Origin of the sequence: Kitasatospora sp. NPDC092948 (genome assembly GCF_044754805.1) — a bacterium.
Lineage (GTDB): Bacteria > Actinomycetota > Actinomycetes > Streptomycetales > Streptomycetaceae > Kitasatospora.
This window is the reverse complement of sequence record NZ_JBIVPU010000017.1, coordinates 68,481-93,791: the sequence shown is the minus strand read 5'-3', so window position 1 is coordinate 93,791 and position 25,311 is coordinate 68,481. Positions and strand designations below refer to the sequence as shown.

The following is a 25,311-nucleotide window of genomic DNA, read 5'->3' as shown; positions in this document are numbered from 1 at the left end:
CGCACCTCACAAGCCACCAACCGCACGGTCTCACTCACTCCCGTTCTCGTCGCCGACGGCGCGCCTGCGCACCGCGCTCGCCCCGCTCTCCCCCGCCACCACGTGCGCCCGCCCCGCCGCCGGTCCGACCGGCCGGGCCTGCCCCGCCGAACGCAACTCGGTGGCGTGGACCGGACGGAGCCGCACCTGCGCCCGGCCCTGCTCCGGCACGGGTTCCGACCCGGGTTCCGACACCTGCGCCTGCCCCGGGGGCCGCACGGGGGGCTGTCCGGGAACCGGTCCGGACGCCTGCCCGGGAGCCCGACCCGGGGCCCGAGTGTGACCAACTCCCGTGATCCGGGCGGGAGTCAGCAGTTCCGCATCGGTCGGATTGGCAGCCAGCTGCTCGGCGTCCAGCACGATCGGCGTCGGACCGACGGGCGCCGCGGCAGGCGAGGCGGGCGAGGCGGGCGAGGCGGGGGCGGGCACGGAGGGTGCGGGCACGGTGCGCTCGAACGCGAACTCGGGCTCAGGCGCGGGTGCGGGTGCGGGTGCAGGTGCAGGCTCGGACGCGACCTCGGGTGCGGTCTCGGGGTCCGGAGCGGCGGAGTGCATGGGGGTGTCTGCGGCCGACCGCTCGGGCGGTGCCACCGTGCGGCTCGCGGAGGCGCCGCGGGGCATCCGGCGGGTGAGCTCGACGGCGGCTGCCTCGGCCGGGGCCGGCGGGGCGGGCACCGCGGTGGGGGCGGGCGGTGCCACCGGGTCGGGCGCGAGGGCGGCTGCGGCCCAGCGGCCGGCCTGGAGGCCGCGGTGGCCGAGGGGGCGACGCTCGGAGACCGGGTGCTCGCGCTCGGAGGCCGGGTGCTCGGGGGTGCCGCGCTCGACGTCCGGGGCGGCCGACGGGTGGCCGACGGTGGCGGGCCTCGGAGCGACGGAGTCGCCGGAGGCGGGGGCCGGGACCGGTGCCGGTGCCGGTGCCGGGCCGAGGGCCGGAACAGGTCCGGGGGCGGGGGCGGGGGCGATCTGCGGTTGCCCGCCCGGCTTCCGTCGACCCGTCCGGATCACGACCTCGCCGGAGCGGCGCGAGCCGCTGGGCAGGGCGGGCGGGAACGGGATCGGACGCTGCACCACCCGGTCGGCCAGCTCGTGCAGCAGGACGCCGTGGCGGTAGGCGAGTTCACCGATCTCGGTGCGACCGACCCCGCTCACCGCGAGGCCGACGTTGCCCTCCCGCCGAACCTGCGCGCCCTGGGCGACCAGCAGGTCCGCGAGGCGGGCCATCTGCGGGCCGCGGACCAGGACTTCGGGGTGCAGCCGGGTGCGGCGGAACTCCACCACGGGCTGGTCGGCGGCCAGCCGGCCGGTGTCCAGGGTGACCACCCGGTCGGCCAGCGCCGCGGCCTCCTCCGGGCTGCGGGTGGACATCAGCACGGTGCCGCCGGTCAGCGCGAAGGACCGCAGGTAACCGTGCAACCACTCCTCGCTGCGCGGGGACAGCCCCTCGGCCGGAGCGTCCAGCAGCAGCGTCGTGGGGGCGCCGAGCAGGGCTGCGGCCAGGGCGAGCCGCCGGTGCATGCCGGGCGAGAAGGTGCCGATCCGGTGGTCGGCGACGGGGGCGAGGCGGACCTGTTCCAACAGGTCGTCGGCCCGACGCGCCGGGACGCCGACCGCCCCGGCCAGCATTCGCAGGTGCGCCCGGGCCCGCTGACCCGGGTGCCCGGCCTCCGGCCTGCCGGACGGGAGCAGCACGCCGATCTCCCGCTCCGGACGCCGGATCCGCCGGTAGGTGCGGCCGCCGAACAGGGTGATGCCGTGGCCGCGTTCGAGCTCGACCATCAGCCGGAACGCGGTGGACTTGCCCGCGCCCTCGTCACCCAGCAGCACGGTGACCATCCCCGGGCGGGCGTCGAAGGTCAGGTCCAGCACCGCCGGGGGGTGGCCCCTTCGGTACGTCTTGGTCAGTCCGGTGATCTGGATCATCGCCGCCCGCTCCCTCGCCCGCTCCCTCGCCCACCGACAGACCGGGGTTCGTCCACCAGGCCTGAGCCTGCACAGTAGGACGCGGAAGCGATGAAACCAGGCATTCCGGATGGATCGTGGACGGTGTTAGCGCCTACCTCACCCGAACAGGGGACTGCGGCCGCACGACACTGACGCGTTTCTCACGAGCCGTCACCATTCCTCCGCCGCACCGGAATCGGCGCACCTCGCCCTGCGGACAGCCCGTCCTCGACGACGGCCGGCACGGCCCCGCCGGGGTCGGCCGTCAGGACTCGGGGCGCAGCATCGGCGGGTTGAGCACCGTGGCCCCGCCGGCGGTGAACAGCTGGGCGGGGCGGCCGCCCTGACGGGTCGTCGTGCCGCCGGAGGGCAGCAGGAAGCCCGGGGTGCCGGTGACCTTGCGGTGGAAGTTCCGGGGGTCCAACACCACGCCCCAGACAGCCTCGTACACCCGGCGCAGCTCGCCGACGGTGAACTCCGGCGGGCAGAAGGCCGTCGCCAGCGAGGAGTACTCGATCTTCGACCTGGCCCGCTCCACGCCGTCCGCGAGGATCTGCCCGTGGTCGAACGCCAGCAGCTCGCCGTCGTTCCGATCCACGCCGAACAGTTCGCTGACCGGTGCCCACCGGGCACTGCTGGCGTCGCCGCCCGCACGGGGCGAGGGCAGGTCCGGGGCGAGCACCAGGTACGCGACGCTCACCACCCGCATCCGCGGGTCGCGCTGCGGGTGCCCGTAGGTGGCCAGCTGCTCCAGGTGCGCGCCGAACGGGTTCTGCCCCGTCAGAGCCTGGCCCGGCGCGGACTGCGCCCGCAGCCCGGTCTCCTCCGCCAACTCCCGGGACGCCGCCTCGGCCAGACCCTCGTCCGGCCGCACGAACCCGCCGGGCAGCGCCCAGTAGCCCTGGAACGGCGCCTCGCCGCGCTTCACCAGCAGGGCGCACAGCTCATGGTCGCGCACCGTCAGCACCACCAGGTCAACCGTGACTGCGAACGGGGGGAAGGCCGACGGGTCATAACGCGACATGTCGCCGATCTTAGTCGTCTCTCTGACGATAATCACAGACCACGACTCGACTCCCGATGCCTGTCCCGTCTCCTCCCCGGCCCGTTCCCGCCTTCCGGAGCGCCCGCAGCCGACCGCCCGGCCTCCGGTCGACCGGCCCCGCCCGCAGGCAGACGGGCCTGCGGCGGTGGGCCGGCAGTCAGCTGGCGGCCAGTTGCAGGAACGACGGCGCCTCCTCCACCACGGCGACACCGATCCGGCTGACCCGGACCGAGAACGGCTCGCCGGCCACCCGCAGACCGGTCAGTTCCAGCGCGCCCAGGGGTGCGGTGCTCGCCGGGCAGGTGGCGACCCGGCCGGACGGAACGTCGGGCCGGACGCCGGCCAGTGAGAGCACCAGGTGGACGGCCGCGGCGGCCGACATGGCGGCCGGACGGCAGGCCGCCGGGTGCGGCACCGGTGGGCAGTCGGTGACCTTCTGCTCGCCGGCGTACATCTCCGGCAGCCGGTAGTCGAAGTGCGCGGACGCCTCCAGCAGGCCTTCCAGCAGGATCTCGGCCTCCCGCTCGAAGCCCGCGTCCACCAGCCCGCTCACCGCGAGCGCGGTCTCCTGCACCCGCACCACGCCGCTGCGGTGGCCGAGCGGGTTGAACCGCGGAGACTTCGCGCTCAGCGTCCGCAGGCCCCACCCGCAGTCGAGTTCCGGCGTCACCAGGCGCTGCGCGAGCAGTCTGGCCTGCTCCCGGTCGAGCAGGCCCTCGTGCAGTTCGCCCTCGCCGGCCAGGCCGACGTCGAAGAGGTGGACCAGGGTGGAGGCGAGGGCCGGCACCGGCCGGTCCGACGCCAGCAGGGCGGCCGCCGGGCGGCCTCCTGACAGGTCGTCGATCCAGAACTGTTCGCGGAACCGTTCCCTCAACTCCGCTGCCCAGGCCCGCCACTCTGCCGCTCCGGGCCGGTCGAACGCATCCAGCAGATCCGCTCCCTGAAGCGCCGCGCGGTGCGCCTGCGCCTGGACTTCGCACCTGGCCGGGCCCGGCCGGGCAGCCCGCTCCTCCGCCGGACGGCCGAGGTCGGTGACGAAGCCGACCGGCCCGTCCGGCCCCTCCGCCACCGCAGCGCGCAGCGCACCGAGGGCGCGTTCCACCGCCGGCAGCAACTCGGCGACCTCGGCCCGGGGCATGCCCCAACGCCAGGCCTCCGCCAGCACGGTGACGAACAGCAGGGTCGCCTCCGTGGCCGTGCAGCTCGCCGGCAGCTCGGGGCCGCCGTGCCGCAGCGGCCCGGGGATCACGCCGTCCAACGCCTGCGCCGCCGCGCCGCTCTCCGCGCCCGGGGCGGGCGAACCGCTGCCCTGCGCGGCGGCGGGCTGCGCCGCGGAAGCGCCACCGGACCCCGCGGGGCTCCCGGTCCGGGACGGGCCGGCCACCGACGGGCCTGACGTGCCGTCAACAGCCGTGCCGGCCTCCGCCGGCCGTGCAGCGCCTACGGGTTGCTGGGGCGCGAGGTGTTGGCGGCGGGCCGTCGCGCGGAGCGTTCCGGCGGCGAGTCGGGTGCCGAGCGGCAGCGTCATCCGGGCCGCCCAGAGTGCATCCGCGGCGGTGAGCCCGAAACGCCACGGTGCGCCCGAGGCCGTGTAGAGGTCGGTCGGGCGGTCCGCGTCCGCCAGCAGCAGCCCGCTCAGTGTGTCCAGAGCGCGGCCGACCAGGCGTTCGGCGCGGCGGTCGTCGGCCCGGACCTCTGGTTCGGACCACGGCAGCGGCACACCCGGCCCGCGCCCGGTCGGTGGACGGCCGGTCGACGGAGCCTCCAGCTCCACCTGCAGGTCCACGGACCAGCGGGCTCCGGGCTGGACCTCCAAGTCCCACCGGAGCACGCCCGCACCGGCCAGCACCGCGTGCGGCGACGGGCGGGCGCTGACGGTGGCCGCGCGGCCCTGCCCGGCCCAGCGCAGACCGGAGGACTGCACCTGGCCCGGCAGGTCGGCCGAGCGTCGGCCGGCCGCGATGTCGGTGAGCTGCCCCAGGTCGGTGCCCAGGGCGATCTCCAACGGCAGTCGGGCCGGCCGGGCACCGGTGTTCCGAACCGTCACGGTCTCCGCGCCGTCGGCGTGTCGCAGCCGCTCGACCGTCAGCGCCGGATCCGGGTCGAGGTCCCCCGGCACCCGGACCGAGCCGAGGAAGCGCGCCGCCGCCGCGGATGTCAGGGTGCCCTGGAGCGGCACCGGCTCCATGCCGCCCAGACGCAGCTCCATCCTGGCCAAGGTCCGCACCCCGTGCCGGAAGAAGCCGTGCAGGCTCTGGCCCCGGAGCTGTCCGTCCGGGCCGGACGCCGCCATGCCCGGGGCGTTGACGCACAGGATGTCGTGCGCCGCCGAGGGCTGCGGCCGCGGCGCCACCGCCGGGCCGGCCTGGCGGGCCGCGGCGGGCGTGCCGGCACCGGCCACCTGCTCCGACCGCACGCCCGCCCCACCGGGCGATGCTCCGAGCGGAGCTGACGGGTAGTCGGGGCGCGGCCCCGCGCCGCCGCGCCCCGGGCCCGGCACCCCCGGGCCCGACCTGGTCGGGGTGCCGAAGGGCGGGGTGGGGGTGCCGTACGGCGGCGTCGCGGCGCCGGTGGCCGGAGCGGACCCCGGCGCGTAGGGGGTGGGCGTGGTGAGCGTCCCGTACGGCGGGGTGGCGCCCGGGGCGTACGGCGTGGGCACGGTGGGCGTGCCGTACGGGGGCGTGGCCTGACCGGGGCTGGGTGGGCCGGCCGGGCTTGGGGGAACGGGGGGAGCCGATGCCCCGGCGGGTGCCGGAGCGCCACCCGGTGCGGGCGGGTTGGTGGATGGCAGCGGGTGGGACGCTGCGTGAGGCGGCCTTGAATCGGTCACCAGGCTCTCCTCCCCTCGGCCGACCGGCGGCTGCGGGCCTGGCCGGCCGCGAGCATGCTCGATCGCGGACTGTGCTGCTCTGCCGCTGGAACACGCGGCTCTGACCTGGGCGGGACCGGATCGCCGGTGCCCCGCCCCGGCCGGGGTGGTGTGCCGGCCGGGACGCCGAGGTCGCCCGTGGCCCGGTCGCACCAGGTCGAGCGACACGTGACCGGTGCCCGACACCGTCGCCCTGGCCGCTACCGGCCCGGCGGTGCCGGTTCGAGTGGCGGCGTTCCGCAGGTTGAACGCAGCACACCTGCCCCAGGTCACGCCTGCCCGGCGGACCTCCGGTCGAATGCGGCCACGCGCCGTCGGCTCTTCGGCGGTCTGCGGCCGACACCCGGGGTGCCCGCTGTGTCGTGGCGCCGTTCGGGTTTCTCCGCACGTGACGGACGGCCCCCGGCGGCTCCTGTCCGCCGTCAGGATACGGTGCGAGCACGACGGCGAAACCACCGGCGACCTCGGCGACCGGTGTCGCAACCAGCCTGTGACCAGCTCATACCTAGGAGTTGCATGTCTTCCCTCAGCCGCATCCCCGGGATCGTCGCCACGGACCACGTCTTCCGGGTGCCGCTGGACCATGGCGCTCCCGGCGGCGAGGCGATCAAGGTCTACGCCCGCGAGGTGGTGGCCGCCGGACGCGAGCACGACGACCTTCCGTGGCTGCTGTACTTGCAGGGCGGACCGGGCGGCAAGGCCAACCGGCCGCTCGGCCGGGACGGTTGGCTGGATCGGGCGCTCGACGACCACCGGGTGCTGCTGCTGGACCAGCGCGGCACCGGCCGCTCCACCCCCGCCAACCGGCAGACCCTGGCCCGGCGCGGCGACGCCCGCCGGCAGGCCGAGTACCTGGCGCACTTCCGTGCCGACTCGATCGTCCGGGACGCCGAGATGATCCGCCGCCAGCTGCTCGGCGAGGACGGCCGGTGGAGCCTGCTGGGACAGAGCTTCGGCGGCTTCTGCACCCTCACCTACCTGTCGCTGGCCCCGGAGGGCCTGCGCGAGGCGTTCGTCACCGGCGGCCTGGCCGGCCTCCGCCGCTCGGCGGACGAGGTCTACCGCGCGGCATACCCGCGGGTGGCCCGCAAGAACGCCGGACACTACGCACGGTTCCCGCAGGACGTAGCGGCGGTACGGCGAATCGCGGCGCACCTGATCGAGCGGCCCGCGCCCCTGCCGGACGGCGGGGTGCTCACCGTCCAGGCCTTCCAGGCGCTGGGCATGATGCTGGGCAGCGGCACCGGCTCCTACGTCCTGCACTACCTGCTGGAAGAGGCGTGGGTGGAGGGACCGGACGGGCCGGAACTGTCCGACACCTTCCTGGCGGGGGCTCAGGCGCAGCTGTCGTTCGCCCAGGGGCCGCTGTACGCCGTGCTGCACGAGTCGATCTACGGGCAGCGTTCGGTCGACGCCGGGGCCACCGACTGGTCGGCGGAGCGGGTGCGCAAGGAGTTTCCCGAGTTCGACGCCGCGGCGGCGCTGACCGGGGACGGGCCGGTGCTGCTCACCGGCGAAATGATCTACCCCTGGATGTTCGAGACCGACCCGTCGCTGCAGCCGCTCCGCGAGACCGCGCAGCTGCTGGCCGAGCGCACCGACTGGCCCGACCTGTACGACCTGCAGCGCCTGGCTGCGAACCAGGTACCGGTGTACGCGGCGGTGTACCACGACGACATGTACGTGGACACGGCGCATTCGCTGGAGACCGCGGACGCGGTGGCCGGCCTGCGGACGTGGATCACCAACGAGTGGGAGCACGACGGCGTCCGGGTGAGCGGCCGCCGGGTGCTGGAGCACCTGATGCGGATGGCGCGCGGGGAGGTCTAGCCGCTCGCCGCGCGGGCGGGGGACGAACGTACGCATCTCAGCCTCCGGTGTACTGCTGGTGTCGTGGGGCGCTACCGCGAGGCCTGGGGATCCGGGGCAGCGCCGCCCCGAGCGGGCTCCGTCGGCGCTCACCGCCCGGGCGGTGAGCGGCGGCTGACGCGGCGTCGGGCGAGGTCGTCGGACGGCCGGTTCCTGGGCTGCCGTCCTCGCCGGGTTCCGGGCCGCCCCCTCCGGGCGCGGAGCACTCCCGGTCCGACCCGGGCTCGCCCTGCCCTGCCCCGGAGTCCTGTGCGGACTCCGTGCCGGGCTGGGGCCCGGGCCGGACGGCGGGCGCCTGCGGGGAACCACCGGGCCGGCCGGCTCCCGTCGGACTGCCGGGCGGCGGCAGTTCGCGGCCCGGCAGGAGCCCCGCTTCGCGCAGCCGGGTGGTGCGTTCGCTCCGGACCACCCGGAGCAGGGCCTCCGGGGCGAGACCGGAGTTCAGCGATTCGTAGAGCAGCTGGGCCAGGGTGTAGCCCGGATCCAGTTCCAGTGCCCTGGCCAGCACGATTCTTGCCGTCGCGGGATCTCCGGCCAGCCAGGACGTCCATGCCAGCAGCGTCATCGGCGGGGCCGCCAGGTGCTCGAACGGGTCAACGCAGCGTTGGACGAGGTAGCGCCACAGCTTCTGGGCGGTGGCGAGTTCGTGCGGTTCGGCGTACTCGGCGGCGCGATCGCGGCCGAGCTTGTCCTGCAGGCCGATCAGGAGGCGGGCCGTGCGCCTGGTGTCGAGCTCCCGGGCACCGTTGCGGAACTCGGCCATCGCACTGGCCAGCAGCTCGTCGGTGCGCTCGACCGCCGTGTGGCGGCCGTCGGGGCCGGCCAGCTCGCGGATGAACGGCGGCCCGGCGTCCTCCAACGCGCGGCGCTGCAGCTCGCACAGCGGCGGGCCCACCGGTGCCAGGCCGGCCACGATCGCCTTGCGGCTGCCCCGCGGGGCGAGGCCCGCGAAGGTGGCCGCGGCGACGAGTGGGCTGGGCTGGTGGGCGGCGCGGACCGGAGTGCCGTCCGGCGGACAGCAGTCGATTCCGGCGCACAGGAAGGACCACCAACGGCCGGCGGAGACGCACAGCGACTCCTTGACGATCACCTGCTCGTTCTGGAACGCCCGGGTGAGCGCGGCCGCCAGCGGGCGGAGCTCCGCCAGGACGGCCTGGCTGCCCTCGGGCACGGGCGTGCCGTCGTCGGGATCACGACACAGGTACAGCAGGACTTGGACGGGGCGGCGATCACGCTGTTCGGACAGCTCGACCAGGAGCCGGGCGGATTCTTCGGCGGTGCGCTCCCAGGATTCCGGGTTCTCCGGAATGTCGATCCGGATCACTCCGCCCTGGTCGAGCGTGGGGCCCTGCAGGCCCACCGCGACGATGCTGTCGTCGGGGAAGAAGCCCAGCAGGTAGGGGAGCATCTCCGCCATGTCGGCGGGGCCGCGCAGCCGGACCGGGAGGTGGCCGGGGCGCGAGGGGTGCTTGGTGGTGCGGTCGTCTGCGGTCATGGCGGAAAGCCTGGACCCGATTCCGCCGGCGCTGCGGATATTTCGCCCGCCCTGTGGATAAACCGGGGGGTTCAGCATCAGCTACCCCGAATGGCGGACAATTCCGACGCGAACAGCGCGATTCGGAGGCATATCACCCGACAAAAGACAGGTTGTCCACAGCCCGGCATTCGCGGTCCGTCCACGGAGCACGGTATCCATGACCTCATGCAGACGCGCGAACTCCACCCGACCACCCCCACCGACCGCGCCGCCGTCCGGTCCTCGGCGGAAGCCGTGCTGCGCAACCTCGCGGGGCCCTCCGCGACACTGCGTGAGGACCAGTGGAAGGCGATCGAGGCCCTGGTGGTGGACAGCCGCCGCGCCCTGGTGGTCCAGCGCACCGGTTGGGGCAAGTCCGCCGTCTACTTCATCGCCACGGCACTGCTCCGCGAGCGCGGCGCCGGCCCGACGGTGATCGTCTCGCCCCTGCTGGCGCTGATGCGCAACCAGGTCGAATCGGCCGCCCGGGCGGGCATCCACGCCCGGACGATCAACTCGGCCAACCCCCAGGAGTGGGAGGAGATCCAGCAGGAGGTCGCCGACGGCCGCGTCGATGTCCTGCTGGTCAGCCCGGAACGGCTCAACAACCCCGATTTCCGCGACCACGTCCTGCCCAAGCTCGCCGCTTCCACCGGCCTGCTGGTGGTGGACGAGGCGCACTGCATCTCCGACTGGGGTCACGACTTCCGCCCCGACTACCGCCGGCTGCGCACCATGCTCGCCGAGCTCTCCCCCGGCGTCCCGGTGCTGGCGACCACGGCCACCGCGAACGCCCGAGTCACCGCCGATGTCGCGGAGCAGCTCGGCACCGGCGTCGGCGACGCACAGGCCCTGGTGCTGCGGGGCCCGCTGGACCGGGAGAGCCTCAGCCTCTCGGTGCTGTCGCTGCCCGACCCGGCGCAGCGTCTGGCCTGGCTGGCCGACCACCTGGCCGACCTCCCGGGCTCCGGCATCATCTACACCCTGACGGTCGCCGCCACCGAGGAGGTCACCGAGTTCCTGCGCGAGCGGGGCTACCCGGTCGCCTCCTACTCGGGCCGGACCGAGGACGCCGAACGCCGCGAGGCCGAGGCCGCCCTGCTGGCCAACCGGGTCAAGGCACTGGTCGCGACCTCCGCGCTCGGCATGGGCTTCGACAAGCCGGATCTCGGCTTCGTGGTCCACCTCGGCTCGCCGAGCTCCCCGATCGCCTACTACCAGCAGGTCGGCCGCGCCGGCCGCGGCGTCGACCGCGCCGAGGTGCTGCTGCTCCCGGGCCGGGAGGACGAGGCGATCTGGCGGTACTTCGCCTCGGTCGGCTTCCCGGCCGAGGAGCAGGTCCGGCGCACCCTGGCCGCGCTGGACGAGGCCGGCCGGCCGCTCTCCACGGCAGCGCTGGAGACCTCGGTCGACCTCCGCCGCACCCGGCTGGAGACCATGCTCAAGGTGCTCGACGTGGACGGCGCGGTCCGCCGGGTGCGCGGCGGCTGGGAGTCCACCGGCCAGCCGTGGCGGTACGACGCCGAGCGGTACGCGAAGGTCGCCCGGGCCCGCGCGGCCGAGCAGCAGGCGATGCGGGAGTACGTCGCGACCGAGGGCTGCCGGATGGAGTTCCTGCGCCGTCAGCTCGACGACCCGGACGCAGTCCCGTGCGGCCGCTGCGACCGGTGCACCCGCACCCGGCCCTCCGCCGAGGTGTCGGCCGAAGCCACCGGTGCGGCCCGCGCCGCGCTCGGGCGCCCCGGCGTCTCCTTCGAGACCCGGCGGATGTGGCCGACCGGCATGGAGTCCCTCGGCATCCCGCTGCGGGGGCGCATCCCCGCCACCCAACAGGCCGAGCCGGGGCGCGCGCTGGGCCGCCTCTCCGACATCGGCTGGGGAAGCCGGCTGCGCCCACTCCTCGACGAGCGCGCCCCGGACGGTCCGCTGCCGCGCGAGGTGCTGGACGCCGTGGTCGGCGTCGTCGCGGACTGGGCGCGCGGCCCGGGCGGCTGGGCCGGGCCGGCCGGGCCGGACGACGCCCGGTTGGAGCGTCCGGTCGGCGTGGTCGCCCTGGAGTCCTCCACCCGCCCGCAGCTGGTGTCCGACCTCGCCGGCGGCCTCGCCTCGATCGGCCGGATGCCGCTGCTCGGCCGGGTCCAGTACGCCACCGGGGAGCCCCCGCACGGGCCGCGCAGCAACAGCGCCCAGCGGCTGCGCTCGGTCGCCGGAGCGCTCGTGCTCTCGCCGGGCCTGGCGGACACGCTGGCCGCGGCCCCCGGGCCGGTCTTCCTGGTCGACGACCTGGTGGATTCGGGTTGGACGCTGACGGTCGCGGCCCACCTGCTCCGTCAGGCCGGCGCCACCGCGGTGCTCCCCCTCGTCCTGGCCGTCCGGGGGTGAGGGCAGTCCGACCGGACTCGGCGCCGGGTGCGGCGCGCGCGGACGCCCGAACGGCAAGCCCCGTTCACCGGACGGCTTCCGGCCGTACATGCCGCACTCACCGGGCGGTCAGCCGGATGGCTCCGCTCCGAGGGCGGGACATATCGGGCGGGTAGCCGGTTTTCGGGTGGCGCTTGTCATTTCATCATTGCCGCCCGGCTGCTCTCGCCCGAGAATTGGAGGGTATCCAGCGCCCGGTCCGTCGGACCCGGCCTTCGGCGTACGCCCGCGCACCTTCGGGAGTGCGGGCACGGGAAGGAGGATCGTGATCAACGGCATCGACCGAGGTCCTTCCCACTACGACGGCCGTCGGACCATCACCCTGCAGGAGTGGGAGCGCCTCGGCGTGCCCCTCCTTCGCGCACCCCGAGAGTTCGTCACCGAACTTCACCGGCGGCACCTCCCGCAGCCCGGAACCACCGTGGTCGCGGTACTCGACCCCGAGCACCGGGTGGTGGCGTCCGCCTCCTTCGGTGTCCGCCCGCAGTTCAGCGACGGCTGGGACCACCGCAACGCCCTGCTCGGCCACCTCCGCCGGGTCACTCCGCACGACCTGAAGCGGATATCCCCGAGCCGCACCGCGGTCCTGCTGCGCTGCCGGGACGGCGGTCCGGCCTGGACCGAGCAGGACGGGGCCTGGATGTGGGCCCTGCGCGCCGCCGCCGAACTGCACGGCCTGCGCTGCGGCTCGTACCTGACGCTGACCTCGGCCGGTTGGCAGTCCCTCGGCGACGGCCGGCGCGGGCGCAACCCGCACTCCGGGTCGTGGGCGCTCGGCCCGATCCACACCGTCACCGAACTGCCGCCGCGCGTCCCGTCCGGCACCGTGTCCGAGCGATCCGCAGCACCGATCCCGCCGGAGCCGTCGGCCATGAAGCCCCGTAGCGGTGCGCCATCACCCGGGTCGCGCCGGGCAGCACCGATCCCGCCGGAGCCGTCGGCGGTGAAGCCGTCGGCGCCGGAGCCGCCGGTCGCCCCGGTCACCTCGCTGGAGGCGATCCGCGCACTGGAGGCCACCCGCGACACCCGGGCGATACGCCGAACTGCCGCGCGCTGAACGGCCGTCCACCCACCGTGCCCACACACGGAACGGGACGGACCGACTCCCGGGAACATCAGCACGTCAGCGCATCAGCCCCCCGACACTCCGTCGGCGCGACGGCAGTGCAGCGCCACGGCGCAACGGCCTCGGGGCGCGGCTGCGCCCCGGCCCCGCCCGCAGGCGGAGCCGGACCGGCACGACGGACGGGCGGTCAGGCGAACAGCGGGGCGACGGTGTCCGTCTCGCCGCAGACCACCAGCAGCTTCGCGGCCCGCTTCAGCGCCTTGCGCGCCGCGGCAGCCACCCGCTCTGCGTGGTTCTCGTTGACCACCAGCACCACCACGTCCCGGCGCAGTGTCCGGTCAGTGGCGGAATCGGCGTAGAACACGTCGCCGCCGTCGGCGAGTTGAGCCCAGTAGCGCTCCTCGCCGAAGCTCAGCTCGTGCTCCTGCCAGGGGTGCACGGCACCGACGGTCAGGACCAGCACGTCGCCGGGGCGACGGCCGGACTCCAGCAGCGCGTCGACCGCTTCGTCGCCGCGGTCGAGCGCCTCGGCCGCGGCGACCGGCAGGAGTTGAACGGTCGGCCCGCCCGGGCGCGGCGCGGGGCCGGGCTTGGGTCGGGCAGCGGGCCGCGGACCGGGAATCGGCCGGTCCGCACGGGGCGGCGTGGGGCGCGGCGGGCCGGGGCGAGGGCCCGGGACCGGAGCGGCGACGGCAGTGGAGGAAGGCATACGGTGGGCAGATGCGTCCGACTTGTGGGGAAGGGGAACGCCGGGGCCCGGGATCGTCTCGTGAATCTCCGGCTCCTCGGGGAAGACAGGCATACCCGGATTCCTATCAAATGCCGGTCGGATGCGCACGGGCACCCCACCACTTGAAAGTCTGACCGTCCGGACGCGGGCGCACGACAACGTTCGAGTGACGGGTGGATGAATCTTGACGAACCGTCAGAAACCACGGATATGACCGCCCCAATGCCCTCATGAGACCCTCGGCGGGCTGCCGACAGACTCTCGGCAGTCGTGGCGAACCATCGGATTGTGCGACCGTACGAAGGCGCGTGGTGCTCCCAGGGGCGCGCAGGGACGCCGACGGCGCAGTGTGATACGGGAGGGCGCGCCGTGGTGCCGGAAGCGGTCAGAAACCCAGCGAGAGCTGCTCGCCGGTGTCGACCGGAACCCGCTGCCGCTTGAGGTGGCTCCAGCGCGGCAGGGCGTCCAGGTAGGCCCAGGACAGGCGGTGGTGCTCGGTGGGCCCGAACTCCTCCAGCGCGGCACGGTGGGTCGGCGAGGGGTAGCCGGCGTTCTCCTCGAACGCGAACGCCGGGTGGTCCACCCCGAGTTCGGCCATCAGCGCGTCCCTCCGAACCTTGGCCAGCACCGAGGCGGCGGAGACGCAGACGCACGACTGGTCGCCCTTGATCACCGTGCGCACCCGCCACGGCCCACCCAGGTAGTCGTGCTTGCCGTCCAGGATCACCGCGTCGGGCTGCACCGGCAGCGCCTCCAGGGCGCGGACGGCGGCCAGCCGCAGAGCGGCCGTCATGCCGAGGTCGTCGCACTCCTGGGGCGAGGCGGCGCCGATCGCGTAGGCGGTCACCCAGTCCTCCAGGATCGGAGCCAGCGCTTCCCGGCGCCGCTCGGTGAGCAGCTTGGAGTCGGTGAGACCCTCCGGCGGGCGGCGCAGCCCGGTGACGGCGGCCCCGACCATGACCGGCCCGGCCCAGGCACCGCGGCCCACCTCGTCCAGCCCGACCACCAGGCGGGCTCCGGCCCGACGCAGGGAGCGTTCGACCGAGTGCGTCGGAGGGTCGTACGGCATCGAGGGTTCCTTCACTGGACAGGGCGACAGCCGGGCCCGCGTACCAGCACGCTCCCGACTGTTTCAGCCTACGCCGCCGCCCGGACAGCCCGGCCGCCCGAGCGACCGGCGACCGCCGCCCACCGACCAGCGGCCACCGGCAACTAGGCGGCAACCAGGCGGCAACCGCCGACCGTCAGGGGTACTCGGTCAGGGCCTCGACCAGCCCGACCCGGCGGCAGGCCTGGCCGCGGTCCCGGACCACCGGGTGGGCGGCGAGGATCTCCCGGGCCCGGGCCTCGGAGCGGCTCATGGCGTACCAGGCGGGTGCGGGTTCGTCCGCCAACTTCGCGGCGATCGGCTGGAGTACGCAGGTGCGCAGGTCGTCGGGCAGTCGGTCCAGGGCGGGTACGGCGTCGACGGAGAGGCCGCGCAGGTAGCCCACGTCGAGTCGGTTCGCGGAGGTTCGGTAGCGGTCGATGTTCTGGTCGGCGATCAGACCGTCGGTCCGCAGCAGCCCGAACAGCGCCACGGCCAGCGCCGCGCTGAGCACCACCGCCCGGGGCAGCCAGCGACGGGCGGAGAGCACGGAGCCGAACAGCACCATCAGGAAGACCAGGCCGAGCCAGATCTCCACCGCGGCGACGTTCACCCGCAGGCGGGTGAGTCCGAAGGCGTCCATGTACAGGCTCATCCGGACCAGGGCGGTACCGACCACGACCAGGGTGAGCGTGCAGAGCAGTCCGAGCATCACCTTGACCAGCCGCCGGTCGCCCGCGCTGCTGCGCGGCGCCCAGTACTTGGCGAGCGCGACGACCGCCAGGGTGAGCACGGCGATCCAGAGCAACTGCCAGAAGCCCTGGCGGGCGTAGGCGGCGGGCGTCATGCCGGTGCGACGCATGATCGAGCCGTAGCCGCCGATCAGTACCACCAGCTGCACCACCACGAAGGTGGCGAACAGCAGGTTCATCACCGCCAGCGGCATCGCCCACTCCAGCCGTCCGCGCTCCTTGCCGGGAGGGGTCCTGGTGCGGTCCCAGCGGCGCGGCGCGGCAGCGGCATGCGCGGCGCCCAGGGCCAGCAGCACTCCGCCGGCGAAGCACACGAAGCGCATCGGGGTCTCCTCGACCTCCAGCGACGGGACGAGGTGGTCCAGCAGGTCGGCGACGGTCGAGTCGGCGCCGGCGAACAGCGTGCCGAAGACCACCAGCAGCACCAGGGAGACCCCGACCGCCTTCGCCACCTGCCCGACCCGGGCCTTGGCCGGAAAGCGACGCTCTTTCAGCCCCCGGAAGCCCCAGGCGAGTCCGGGCAGGAAGTGCGCCCACAGTCCGATCGAGCCCATCGCCACGCCGACCCAGCGGGCGCCGCCGTGCAGGGTGAGCGAGCCGACGCAGATCGCGGCGATCACGGCGAGCGCCACCGCCCCGCCCGCTCCGCTGACGGCCGGCACCAGACAGAGCAGCAGCGCGGCCACGGCGAACGCCAGGTGCCACGGCGTGATCCGACGCCCGGTGCCCAGTGCGGTCATCCCGGCGCCGACCGCGCCCGCGACGGCGCAGAGCAGCAGGTTGACCCCGAATCCGCTGCCGAGCACCAGCGCGCTGACCAGACCGGACCCGCCTGCCGCGGCCAGCACCCGCAGCCGGGCGGGCGCGACGGCCCGGGGCTCGCTGGGCCGCAGCCACTCCAGTTCCGGCAGCTCCAACGCCCGGTACTGGTACGGGTTGTTGCCGATCGCCCCCGGCCCCGCGGTCGACGCCGGCCCCGCCGTCGGCCCCTTCCCGAACCCCGCCGGCGGCGCAAACGGGTCGAGCGAGTCGGACGGCTGCGGCACACCGCTCGCGCCCTCCCCGGCCTTCAGCTGCTCGCCGGAGTCCCCAGGGCCACCAGGCCCGCCGGACCAACCGGACCCAGCAGAGCCACCAGAACCCCCAGGTCCACCAGAGCCACCAGCGCCCCCAGCACCGCCGAAGTCGGACGACTGCGACATGAAACCCCCTCAGAATGCGGGCGCGCGACGATTTCCGGCCAGTCGCACGCCCGGTCGTGCCGGCGACTCTAAAGCCCGAGGAGCACTTCTGAACAGGTTCAAAAAGCCGCCGGGACGGCTTGGTCACAGAGCTGTGACACAAGCCGCCCCGGCAGGCAGGAGCAGCGGTCGATCAGTAGGTGCCGTACAGCGAGTACACGAGGTTGTCCTTCACGGCGGTGCCGAAGGCGGCCGGGAAGGTCCCGAACGGGACGCTCGCGCTGCTGTAGACGCCGGACCCGGCGGGGCCGGAGCTGTAGTGCATGTTGTTGACGGTGGAGCTGGTGCCGTTGGAGTTGTAGACCAGCCAGTAGGTCGTGTTGGCGGCCAGGGTGTAGGTGATGGTGGCGCTGTTCCAGGCGTTGGCGCTCAGCGTGCCGACCGAGCTGCTGGCGAGCAGGGCATCCGGCGAGCCGCCGTTGTCGCTGTAGACGGCGATCTGGAACTGGTTGTTGGGTGCGGCGCTGGTCTGGCCGATGTGCACGTTCAGCGAGGTGAGCGCGATCGGCGTGGCCCCGGTGGTGATCTTCGAGCCGTTGAGGTGGTTGGAGTTGGTGTCGTCGAGCAGGGTGCCGACGGCGTTGTTGCCGATGGTCTGCGGCGGGGCGCCGGCGGTGGTGAAGGCCGCGGTGTAGGCCGCTGTCTGGGTGTTGCCCGCCAGGTCCTTCACGTTGGCGATGCTCAGCGTGTAGCCGGTGTTGAGCGCGAGCGCGGCGTTCGGGGTGAAGGTGACGGTGTTGGTCGCGGAGTCCAGCGCGACGGCGCCGGCCACCGCGGTGCCGCCGGTGGTGGTCTTCAGGGTGACGTTGGCGGCGGTGACGGTCGCGGCCTGGACCGGCTCGCTGAAGGAGGCCTTCACCGGGGCGGTGGCGGAGACGCCGGTCGCGCCGTTGGCCGGGACGGAGCCGGTGACGGTCGGCGGGACGGTGTCGGCGCCGTAGGTCGCGGTGTAGGAGCCCACGTTGCCGTCGAAGAAGGCGTACGTGATGCCGTGGATGGTCTCGATCCGGTAGTTGACGGCCGTGGTGCCCTGCTTGATGCCGGTGAGGGTGCCGCCCGCCGAGTTGACCGGGACCATGGCCCGCAGGCCGTTCGCGCCGCCGGTGATGCTGAAGCTCAGCGTGTTCGCGTTCCACGCCATCCCGGAGAACGCGGAGCCGCTGCGGAAGTCCAGCCAGTTCAGCAGCTGGCGGCCGGAGACCACGGGCGTGCCGTGCGCCTTGGCCGACGCGATGACCTGGTCGGACGCGGTGGAGGCGGCGTAGTCGGTGTGGATGTTGGCGGTCAGGACGGTGTAGTAGCCCTTGGAGTTGTAGGCGTTGTCCAGCAGCGTGTTGACGGTGCCCGGCATCGACTGCCCGGACTCGTCGGTGAGTTCGGTGGTGGCCTGGTACTCGTTGATGGTGGCGCCGTTGCTGTCCGCGTACTTCATCGGCAGGCCGGTGCCGTTGAAGTAGCCGGGCCGGTCCTGCACAAAGCTCGCCGGGTAGTAGTAGTAATCGGTGTCCAGCCGGATGCCGTTGGCGAGCTTGGTCTTGGCCTGGGTCGCCCAGTCGTCCCACTCGACGCAGTGGGTGCGGGTGCTGTCCGGGTTGGGCAGCGACGGGAACTTGGCCTTCCAGGCGGCGATCTGGGTGGTGTAGATGTTCGCCAGGTCGGCGGGGGCGCCCCACGGGGTGCAGTTGGTGGTGACGTGGGTGCCGATCTCGAAGCCCTGGTCGGAGTAGGCCTTGGCCTGGGCGTCGGTCATCGGCCCGCTGGCGTAGACGTAGGACGAGGCGCGCACGCACTCCCAGTTGGCGACGTTGCAGCCGACCGGGCTCTGCGCGATGTAGCCGTCGAAGCGTCCGGAGGTGCCGCCGATGCCGTGGTCGTCGCCGGTCATCACCACGACGGCCTTGACGTCGCGGGGGAAGTACCAGAACTTCGGCAGCGGCTTCTTGGCGGCGTCCATGGTGGTGATCAGGTTGCCCAGCAGGCGCTGCTGCTCGTCGGCGATCGGGATCTGCGCCTTGTCGAGGTTGTTCCAGTTCTGCTGTCCGCCGACGCCGAAGAACATCTCGCTGGCCTCGATGCCGTCCACGTTGTCGCGCTGCTGGCCGCCCCAGGCGATGTTGCCCTGGCGGGTCTGCACCACGGACTTGGCGAGGTCGAAGGTGAACGCGGCGGCCTGGCCGGTGCCGACGGTGCGCAGCGTGACGGCCGGGTTGGTGGTGGCCACGGCGACGTCGCTGTACAGGGTGGCGACGGCGGTCGCGCCGTTCAGCGTGTACTTGTCGGCGGTGCCGTGGTAGCCCATGGTGTCGGAGGTCAGTCCGAGGCCGGGTGCGGCGGTGGTGTCGATCTTCAGGTAGGAGTCGGCCAGCGTGTCGGTGGTGGCCGTGAGGCCGAGCAGCCCGGCGAGTTGCTTGTCGGGCCGCATCGCGACCAGCCGTCCGCCGCCGTTCACCCAGGTGGTGAACATGGTGGACTGAGCGGCCGTCAGCTGGTTCTCCGCCAGCAGCACCACGTCGTACGAGGCGAGCGTGGCGGAGGTGACGGTGCCGAGATCGGCGGTCTTGTAGTAGTTCAGGCCCTCGGCCTTGAGGATCTCGCCGTAGTACGAGGTGTACGGGTTGGCCGGGTCGGTGACCAGCAGGATCGGGCCTTCGTTGCCGGGGCCGCTGCCGGGCGTGGTGCTGCCGCCTCCGGACGGGGTGTAGGTGGCGTAGATGGAGTAGTTGAGGCTGCCGGTGGAGACGGCGCCGAAACTGCTGGGCCAGGTGCCGAAGGCCTGGCCGCCGGTGGAGTAGCCGCTCTGGCCGCCGCTGGAGTAGTTGAGGTTGTTCACCGCGGCGGAGACGCCGTTGGAGTTGTACGCCAGCCAGTACGGCGTGTTGGGCGCGAGGGTCGCGGCGACCGGCAGGGTGTTCCAGGTGTGCGCGGTGAGCGTGCCGGCGGCGGAGGAGCCGAGCAGCGGGCCGGGCTTGCCGGCGACGTCGCCGTACACCGCGACCTGGTACTGGTCGTTCGGCGTGGCGCCGACGGCGCCCACGTACACGCTGACGCTGTTGACCGTTCCGCCGCTGGAGCCGGTCACGAAGCGCGAGGTGTTGATGTAGTTGGAGTCGCCGGAGTCGGTGGCGGTGCCAACGGTGTTGTTGCCGAGGACGGCGGTGGTGTCCGCGTGTGCCGCGGGCCCCGCCATCAGTCCGGTGGATGCGAGCAGGGCCACGAGCAGCCCGGCGAGCCGTTTTTTGAACCTCACGCCAACCCCCCAAGGTCGGATGACCGGATGAACGGCAGAAGTGCCGCCCTCCGTCCTACCGGCTCCGACCCTGGCGCGTCCGCAGAACCCTCACATCACAGCCACGACTTCCGGCCAACTCGAACGCAAACGCTCCGCATCCGACCGGTATGTCTGCACACCTTCAACACGTGCCACTGTGTTCAACATATGAATGAATGATCGGCTCAGCCCTTCACCGACCCGGCCAGCAGGCCGCGGACGAAGTAGCGCTGGAGCGCGAAGAACACCGCCAGCGGCACCACCATCGACAGGAAGGCGCCCGCCGAGAGCAGCTCCCAGCGGCTGCCGTTGGAGCCGGACAGCTGGGCCAGCCGGGAGGTCATCGGCGCGACCGTCGGATTGCCGCCGGCGAAGGTGAGCGCCACCAGCAGGTCGTTCCACACCCACAGGAACTGGAAGATGGCGAACGAGGCCAGCGCGGGCGCGCTCAGCGGCAGCACGATCGAGCGGAAGATCTTGAAGTGCGAGGCCCCGTCCACCACGGCGGCCTCCATCAGGTCGCGCGGCAGCTGGGCGATGAAGTTGTGCAGCAGGAAGATCGCCAGCGGCAGCGCGAACATCGTGTGGGTCAGCCACACCGGCAGGTAGGTGTCCTTCAGGTTGAGCGCCGGGATCACCGTCAGCGAGCCGAGGTGGGCGCCGCCGGAGAACAGCCGCAGCAGCGGGATCAGCGACATCTGCAGCGGCACGATCTGCAGCGCGAAGATCACGAAGAACAGCGCGTCGCTGCCCTTGAACCGCACCCAGGCCAGCGCGTACGCCGCCATCGCGGCCAGCACCAGCGGGAAGACGGTGGCGGGGACACTGATCGCCACCGAGTTGACCAGGTACGGCATCAGGCCGCCGGAGGTGCCGAAGGAGTTGTCGAACAGCACCGACCGGTAGTTCTCCAACCCGAAGTCGGGGTGGACGAACGCCTCCCACCAGCCGGTGGACGCGACGTCGCCCTTGGGGCGCAGCGAGGTGACCAGCAGGCCGACGGTCGGTACGGTCCACAGCGCGGTGACGGCGACCACCAGGATGCTCGCCAGCGGGCTGCTGAAGGACCGTCGGACGGCCTTCGCGGGCGGCAGTTCGGGCTTCGCGGCCTTGGTGGGGGCCAGGGTGGGCTGGGCGCTCATCTGGTCGCACGCTCCTTGCGCAGCAGGGCGATGTTGTAGACCACCAGGGGGGCCACCGCGAGAAAGAGGATCACCGCGAGGGCGCTGCCGCGGCCGTAGTTGTACTGCTCGAAGCTCTGCGAGTACATCTCGTTGGCGAGCACCTGGGTGCCGAAGTTGCCGCCGGTCATGGTGCGGACGATGTCGAAGGCCTTCAGCGTGATGATCATGATGGTGGTGAGCACCACCACCAGCGTGGTGCGGATCATCGGCACGGTGACGTGCCGGAACAGCCGCACCCCGGTGGCGCCGTCGAGCCGGGCGGCCTCGGTGATCTCGTCCGGGATGGCCTTGATCGCGGCGGACAGCACCACCATGGCGAAGCCGGTCTGCACCCAGACCAGGACGGCCATCAGCAGGAAGTTGTTCAGCGGCTGGGACAGGATCCAGTTCGGCGGGTCGTTCCAGCCGAGCGCGACGGCGAGTTGGCTGAGCAGGCCGACCTGGTTCTGGCCCGCGCCGCGCGACTCGTACACCAGCTTGAAGACGATCGAGGCGGCCACCAGCGAGACCGCCATCGGCATGAAGATCAGTGACTTGTAGACCGCCTGGCCGCGCATCCGGTCGACCATCAGGGCCAGCGCGAGGCCGAGGCCGGTGGCCGCGAGCGGGGCGATCACCAGCCACAGCAGGGTGTTCAGCAGCACCCCGTGGATGGGCGAACTGGTCAGCGCCCAGCCGTAGTTCTTACCGCCGACGAACTTCGCGCTGTCGGCGTCCAGGAAGCTCAGCACGACGGTGCGCAGCAGCGGCACCACCAGGCCGGTGAGCAGCAGCACGATCGCCGGGCCGAGCATCAGCACGATCGCCAGCGGCCGGGAGAAGCGCCCGGTGGCGCGGCCGGCCGCGAAGAAGACGGCCAGCAGGACGCCGACGAAGCCCAGCACCGCGCCGGCGGTGTTGCCGAACTTGAGTGCCGCGTCCTGCCAGAGCGAGTCCGCGAGGTGGAGCGCCGGCCCGGCGAGCCGGGTGTCGGTGGGCATGCGCAGGGTCCTTCCTCAAGACCTCGTGATCTTCAGGGCATGGGGAGGGGGCAGCGCGGGCGGTGGCTCCCGCCCGCGCCGTCCCGGGACTTCGTCCTACTGCGGCCAGGCGGCGTCGATGTCGGCGGCCGTCTTCTGGATCGACTGGCCCTCGGCGAACCAGGCGGTGAGCGCCTTCCATTCGGCGCCGGCGCCGACGGCGGCCGGCATCAGGTCGGAGGCGTCGAAGCGGAAGGTGGCCGTCGGGTCGGTGAGGAACTCGGCGGACAGCTTGTCGATCGGGTCGGTGTACAGGCTCTTGTCGACGCCCTGGTTGGCGGACACCCAGCCGGACGAGACCTTGACCCGGCTGCCGGCCCACTCGGAGCTGGACAGGTAGTTCTGCACGGCCTGCACCTCGGGCCGGTCCGAGAACGCGGCGGCGAACTCGCCGCCGCCCTCGACCGGGCTGTTGACCTGCGGGTTCACCGCGGGCAGGTGGAAGGCGAAGACGTCGCCGTCGGGGCCGATGCTGGTGCCCTTGGGCCACTGCGCGCTGTAGAAGGACGCCTGCTGGAGCATCGCGCACTTGTTGCTGAGGATCGGGGTGCCCGCGTCCTGGAAGGTGGTGGTGGCGATCGACTTGACGTCGCCGAAGCCGCCGTTGACCCAGGCCGGGTTCTGCATCCAGTCGGCGACGGTCTTCATCGCGGTGGTGATCTTCTCGTCGGAGAACTTCACCTGGTGGCCGACCCACTGGTCGTAGACGTCGCCGCCGTAGGTGCCGAGGACGACCTCCTCCAGCCAGTCGGTGGCCGGCCAGCCGGTGGCGGTGCCGGAGCCGATGCCGCCGCACCACGGCTTCGTCGACCCGGCCTTGGCGATCTTGTCGCTGAGCGCCATCAGGTCGGTCCAGGTCTTCGGGACGTCGTATCCGGCGGCCTTGAACGCCTTCGGCGAGTACCAGACCAGGGACTTCATGTTGGCGCTCATCGGCGCCGCGTAGAAGGTGCCGTTGACCGACCCGTAGGTCTTCCAGATCGGCGACCACTTGCTCTCGTTGTCGACGGTCTGCTGCGGGGGCTTGACCACCTTGCCGCTCTTCACCATCTGGGCGAGCAGTCCGGGCTGCGGAATGATCGCCAGGTCGGGAGCATTGCCGCCGGCCACCCGGACCGGCAGCTGCGACTCGAAGTCGTTGGAGCCCTCGTAGACGATCTTGATTCCGGTGCACGAGCTGAAGTCCGCCCAGGACTTCTCCAGCGAGTCCGACTCGGGCGCCAGGATCGACGCGTACATCGACACCTTGGTACCCGAATGACCCGCGTACGCCTGGTACTTGGCGCAGTCACCGGTGAGCGCGGCGGCCGACCCGCCGCCCCCGCCGCCGGACGAGGAACTGTTGGAGCAGGCGGCTGTCAGCGCCAGTGCCAGAACGGCCGGGACAGCCAGTAGCCGCCGGCGTCCAGTGGTCACGGGGGTGGTCAATGCGGTCCTCCTTGCCAGGGCATGGGCATGCCAGCCGTAAGACGAACTCAACACTGCGCTGTACCGGAGATATGGGTGTACCCAGCTGATCGCTGGCTCAAAGACGTTAACCCACCGGCCATGCCACGCCAAGGAGTGCGTTCGACCTTCATCTGGTGGCTCCCCAGTTGTGACCGCGCCGTGTTACGAGGCCGCCGCCCGGCCGTCCGCCAGCATCGCCTCGGCGTCCCGCTCCAGGTCCGCCAGGTCCACACCCCGCTCGCGCAGCACCCGGACCGCCGCGCCGCCGCCCTCCCGCAGCAGCCCGAGCAGCAGGTGGCCGGTCTCGATCCGGCGCACCCGCGAATCGGCCGCGGCACGCAGCGACAGCGCCAGCGTCCGCTTGGCCCGTTCGGTGAAGCGCGGCCCGCCCCACCGCGAGCGCCGCCCCGGCGGCGGGGCGTCCAGGGACCCCGGGCCGAAGGTCGACTCGACGGCCTCGCGCACCGCCTCCAGGTCGATGCCGATCGCCGCCAGCGCCGCCCCGTCCCGCTCCGGGTCCGGGCCGCCGATCAGGCCGGCGACGGCACTCCTGCCCGCGTCCAGGTCGAGGCCGAACCGGGCGAGCAGGCGGGCGGTCGGGTCCTGCGGCCGGGCGAGCAGACCGAGCAGCAGATGCTCGGTGCCCAGGTGCTGGTGGTGCAGGCGCCGCGCCTCGTCCTCGGCCAGCGTCACCGCGCGGCGGGCCTCCTCCGCGAACCGTTCGAACATCTCAGTCCCCTCCCCGTTCCGTCGCCCGTCGGGCGTGCTTCTTGTGCACCGCCTGCCTGGTGACGCCCAGGCAGACCGCGATCTCGTGCCAGGACCAGCCCTTGCTGCGGGCGTTGCCGACCTGGAGGTCCTCCAGCCGGTCGGCCAGGTCGCGCAGTGCCCGGACGGCGCGCAGGCCGATCGCCGGGTCGCCGCTGCTCGCGTCGGCCGCGAGCTGTCTCGTCTCGCTCATGCTGTCAACATAGGTTGACGGCAGCGGGTGCGTCAACCCTGGTTGACAGAAATTCGGGCAGCGGACGGGCGGGGCCCGGGGTCAGCGCCGCTCCGCCAGAAACTCCGCGAAGGTGATCCGGCCGTCCGCGTGCCCCGGCGTCAGGTTCCCCCCGGCCCGCATCGCCTTCATCGCCGCGCCCGGCACCGGCACCCGCAGCACCGGCCGCCGCCGGCCCCTGGCCCGCAGGAACTCCGCCGCCAGCGCCTCCACCGGACGCACCTGCGGCCCGCCGAAGTCCGCCACCCGCCCGGCCGGCCCGCCCTCCGCCAGGTCCGCCAGCCGCTCGGCGACGTCCCGCACGTCCACCGGCTGGAACGCCACGCCGCGCGGCAGCAGCAGCACCGGCGCCTTCGACAGCCCGTCCAGCACCCGCAGCACCAGGTCGTGGAACTGGGTGGCCCGCAGCACCGTCCAGCCGAGACCGGACTCGGCGATCAGCCGCTCGCACTCCGCCTTCGCCCGGTAGTAGCCGAGCGGCACCTCGTCGATCCCGACGATCGACACGTACAGCAGGTGCGGGACGCCGGCCGCCCGGGCCGCCGCGACCAGCCGCCGGGTGGCGTCCACGTCCCGCTTCCCGCTGGTGGTCGCGCAGTGCACCACCGTGCCGGCCCCCGCCACCGCCGCCTCCACCCCGCGCCCGGCCACCAGGTCCGCGACCGCCCACCCGTGCTCGCCGGGCGTGTGCGCCTGCCGGCTCACCACCCGCACCGGGCACCCCCGCGCCAGCAGCCGACGGACCACGACCCGCCCCAGCGTCCCCGTCCCGCCCGTCACCACGATCTGCCGCATCGCGTCACCCCATCTCCACT

16 protein-coding genes and 1 pseudogene are annotated in these 25,311 nt (G+C 73.1%); 3 read left to right on the top strand and 14 right to left on the bottom strand.

Annotation, left to right across the window (positions count from 1 at the left end; all coding sequences use genetic code 11):
- Nucleotides 1-30: 30 nt before the first annotated feature.
- The 3 genes from ACIQF6_RS32355 to ACIQF6_RS32345 form a co-directional block, all read right to left on the bottom strand.
- Nucleotides 31-1,959 carry an ATP-binding cassette domain-containing protein gene (locus ACIQF6_RS32355; protein WP_400901462.1) on the bottom strand — a complete coding sequence of 643 codons (1,929 nt, stop codon included), beginning with the start codon at nt 1,957-1,959 and terminating at the stop codon, nt 31-33.
- Between the two features lie 286 nt (nt 1,960-2,245).
- Nucleotides 2,246-3,004: an NUDIX domain-containing protein gene (locus ACIQF6_RS32350; RefSeq protein ID WP_400901460.1), complete on the bottom strand. Its 759-nt coding sequence runs from the start codon at nt 3,002-3,004 to the stop codon at nt 2,246-2,248.
- 178 nt (nt 3,005-3,182) lie between these two features.
- Nucleotides 3,183-5,684 (bottom strand): glycogen debranching N-terminal domain-containing protein, encoded by a 2,502-nt coding sequence (locus ACIQF6_RS32345; RefSeq protein ID WP_400901458.1) that lies wholly within the window; start codon nt 5,682-5,684, stop codon nt 3,183-3,185.
- Between the two features lie 726 nt (nt 5,685-6,410).
- Here ACIQF6_RS32345 and ACIQF6_RS32340 point away from each other — a divergent pair.
- Nucleotides 6,411-7,724: an alpha/beta fold hydrolase gene (locus ACIQF6_RS32340; RefSeq protein ID WP_400901456.1), complete on the top strand. Its 1,314-nt coding sequence runs from the start codon at nt 6,411-6,413 to the stop codon at nt 7,722-7,724.
- 37 nt (nt 7,725-7,761) lie between these two features.
- Here ACIQF6_RS32340 and ACIQF6_RS32335 read toward each other — a convergent pair whose 3' ends face one another.
- Entirely contained in the window at nt 7,762-9,258 is a 1,497-nt protein-coding gene (locus ACIQF6_RS32335) for a DUF4192 domain-containing protein (RefSeq protein WP_400901454.1), read from the bottom strand.
- Between the two features lie 207 nt (nt 9,259-9,465).
- Between ACIQF6_RS32335 and ACIQF6_RS32330 the strand changes: the two genes are divergently transcribed.
- Nucleotides 9,466-11,661 (top strand): RecQ family ATP-dependent DNA helicase, encoded by a 2,196-nt coding sequence (locus tag ACIQF6_RS32330; protein ID WP_400901452.1) that lies wholly within the window; start codon nt 9,466-9,468, stop codon nt 11,659-11,661.
- Between the two features lie 307 nt (nt 11,662-11,968).
- Nucleotides 11,969-12,532, top strand: a pseudogene (locus ACIQF6_RS32325) (hypothetical protein); the annotation flags it as partial.
- Between the two features lie 421 nt (nt 12,533-12,953).
- On the opposite strand, the gene ACIQF6_RS32320 reads toward ACIQF6_RS32325, so the two are convergent.
- The 10 genes from ACIQF6_RS32320 to ACIQF6_RS32275 all read right to left on the bottom strand — a co-directional run bounded on the left by ACIQF6_RS32320 (nt 12,954) and on the right by ACIQF6_RS32275 (nt 25,291).
- Nucleotides 12,954-13,475: a hypothetical protein gene (locus ACIQF6_RS32320; RefSeq protein WP_400901450.1), complete on the bottom strand. Its 522-nt coding sequence runs from the start codon at nt 13,473-13,475 to the stop codon at nt 12,954-12,956.
- A 406-nt stretch (nt 13,476-13,881) separates the two neighbouring features.
- The gene (locus ACIQF6_RS32315) at nt 13,882-14,565 is read right to left on the bottom strand and encodes a ribonuclease HII (RefSeq protein ID WP_400901448.1); all 684 of its coding nucleotides are present in this window, start codon (nt 14,563-14,565) and stop codon (nt 13,882-13,884) included.
- A gap of 175 nt (nt 14,566-14,740) precedes the next feature.
- Complete coding sequence (locus tag ACIQF6_RS32310; protein ID WP_400901446.1) at nt 14,741-16,381, bottom strand: DUF4153 domain-containing protein; 1,641 nt, start codon at nt 16,379-16,381, stop codon at nt 14,741-14,743.
- 328 nt (nt 16,382-16,709) lie between these two features.
- Nucleotides 16,710-19,823, bottom strand: coding sequence for an Ig-like domain-containing protein (locus tag ACIQF6_RS32305; protein WP_400901444.1), 3,114 nt, complete (start codon nt 19,821-19,823; stop codon nt 16,710-16,712).
- A 206-nt stretch (nt 19,824-20,029) separates the two neighbouring features.
- Nucleotides 20,030-20,986 carry a carbohydrate ABC transporter permease gene (locus tag ACIQF6_RS32300; protein ID WP_400901442.1) on the bottom strand — a complete coding sequence of 319 codons (957 nt, stop codon included), beginning with the start codon at nt 20,984-20,986 and terminating at the stop codon, nt 20,030-20,032.
- On the bottom strand, nt 20,983-22,008 hold the full coding sequence (locus tag ACIQF6_RS32295; protein ID WP_400901440.1) for a carbohydrate ABC transporter permease: 1,026 nt from the start codon (nt 22,006-22,008) through the stop codon (nt 20,983-20,985). The genes ACIQF6_RS32300 and ACIQF6_RS32295 overlap by 4 nt, the downstream gene beginning before the upstream one ends.
- Before the next feature lie 96 nt (nt 22,009-22,104).
- Nucleotides 22,105-23,475: an ABC transporter substrate-binding protein gene (locus ACIQF6_RS32290; RefSeq protein WP_400901438.1), complete on the bottom strand. Its 1,371-nt coding sequence runs from the start codon at nt 23,473-23,475 to the stop codon at nt 22,105-22,107.
- A 183-nt stretch (nt 23,476-23,658) separates the two neighbouring features.
- Entirely contained in the window at nt 23,659-24,225 is a 567-nt protein-coding gene (locus ACIQF6_RS32285; protein ID WP_400901436.1) for a Clp protease N-terminal domain-containing protein, read from the bottom strand.
- A gap of 1 nt (nt 24,226) precedes the next feature.
- Nucleotides 24,227-24,457, bottom strand: coding sequence for an RNA polymerase subunit sigma-70 (locus tag ACIQF6_RS32280; protein ID WP_400901434.1), 231 nt, complete (start codon nt 24,455-24,457; stop codon nt 24,227-24,229).
- An 81-nt stretch (nt 24,458-24,538) separates the two neighbouring features.
- A complete protein-coding gene (locus tag ACIQF6_RS32275) occupies nt 24,539-25,291 on the bottom strand; it encodes an SDR family oxidoreductase (RefSeq protein WP_400901432.1) in 753 nt (250 codons plus the stop codon).
- Between the last annotated feature and the right edge of the window lie 20 nt (nt 25,292-25,311).

Excerpts from the sequence above, each read along its gene's own strand:
- ACIQF6_RS32275 (WP_400901432.1), bottom strand. The coding sequence starts at position 25,291 with ATGCGGCAGATCGTGGTGACGGGCGGGACGGGGACGCTGGGGCGGGTC.
- ACIQF6_RS32355 (WP_400901462.1), bottom strand. The coding sequence starts at position 1,959 with ATGATCCAGATCACCGGACTGACCAAGACGTACCGAAGGGGCCACCCC.
- ACIQF6_RS32285 (WP_400901436.1), bottom strand. The coding sequence starts at position 24,225 with ATGTTCGAACGGTTCGCGGAGGAGGCCCGCCGCGCGGTGACGCTGGCC.
- ACIQF6_RS32340 (WP_400901456.1), top strand. The coding sequence starts at position 6,411 with ATGTCTTCCCTCAGCCGCATCCCCGGGATCGTCGCCACGGACCACGTC.
- ACIQF6_RS32280 (WP_400901434.1), bottom strand. The coding sequence starts at position 24,457 with ATGAGCGAGACGAGACAGCTCGCGGCCGACGCGAGCAGCGGCGACCCG.
- ACIQF6_RS32315 (WP_400901448.1), bottom strand. The coding sequence starts at position 14,565 with ATGCCGTACGACCCTCCGACGCACTCGGTCGAACGCTCCCTGCGTCGG.
- ACIQF6_RS32295 (WP_400901440.1), bottom strand. The coding sequence starts at position 22,008 with ATGCCCACCGACACCCGGCTCGCCGGGCCGGCGCTCCACCTCGCGGAC.
- ACIQF6_RS32350 (WP_400901460.1), bottom strand. The coding sequence starts at position 3,004 with ATGTCGCGTTATGACCCGTCGGCCTTCCCCCCGTTCGCAGTCACGGTT.
- ACIQF6_RS32320 (WP_400901450.1), bottom strand. The coding sequence starts at position 13,475 with ATGCCTTCCTCCACTGCCGTCGCCGCTCCGGTCCCGGGCCCTCGCCCC.
- ACIQF6_RS32330 (WP_400901452.1), top strand. The coding sequence starts at position 9,466 with ATGCAGACGCGCGAACTCCACCCGACCACCCCCACCGACCGCGCCGCC.
- ACIQF6_RS32335 (WP_400901454.1), bottom strand. The coding sequence starts at position 9,258 with ATGACCGCAGACGACCGCACCACCAAGCACCCCTCGCGCCCCGGCCAC.
- ACIQF6_RS32300 (WP_400901442.1), bottom strand. The coding sequence starts at position 20,986 with ATGAGCGCCCAGCCCACCCTGGCCCCCACCAAGGCCGCGAAGCCCGAA.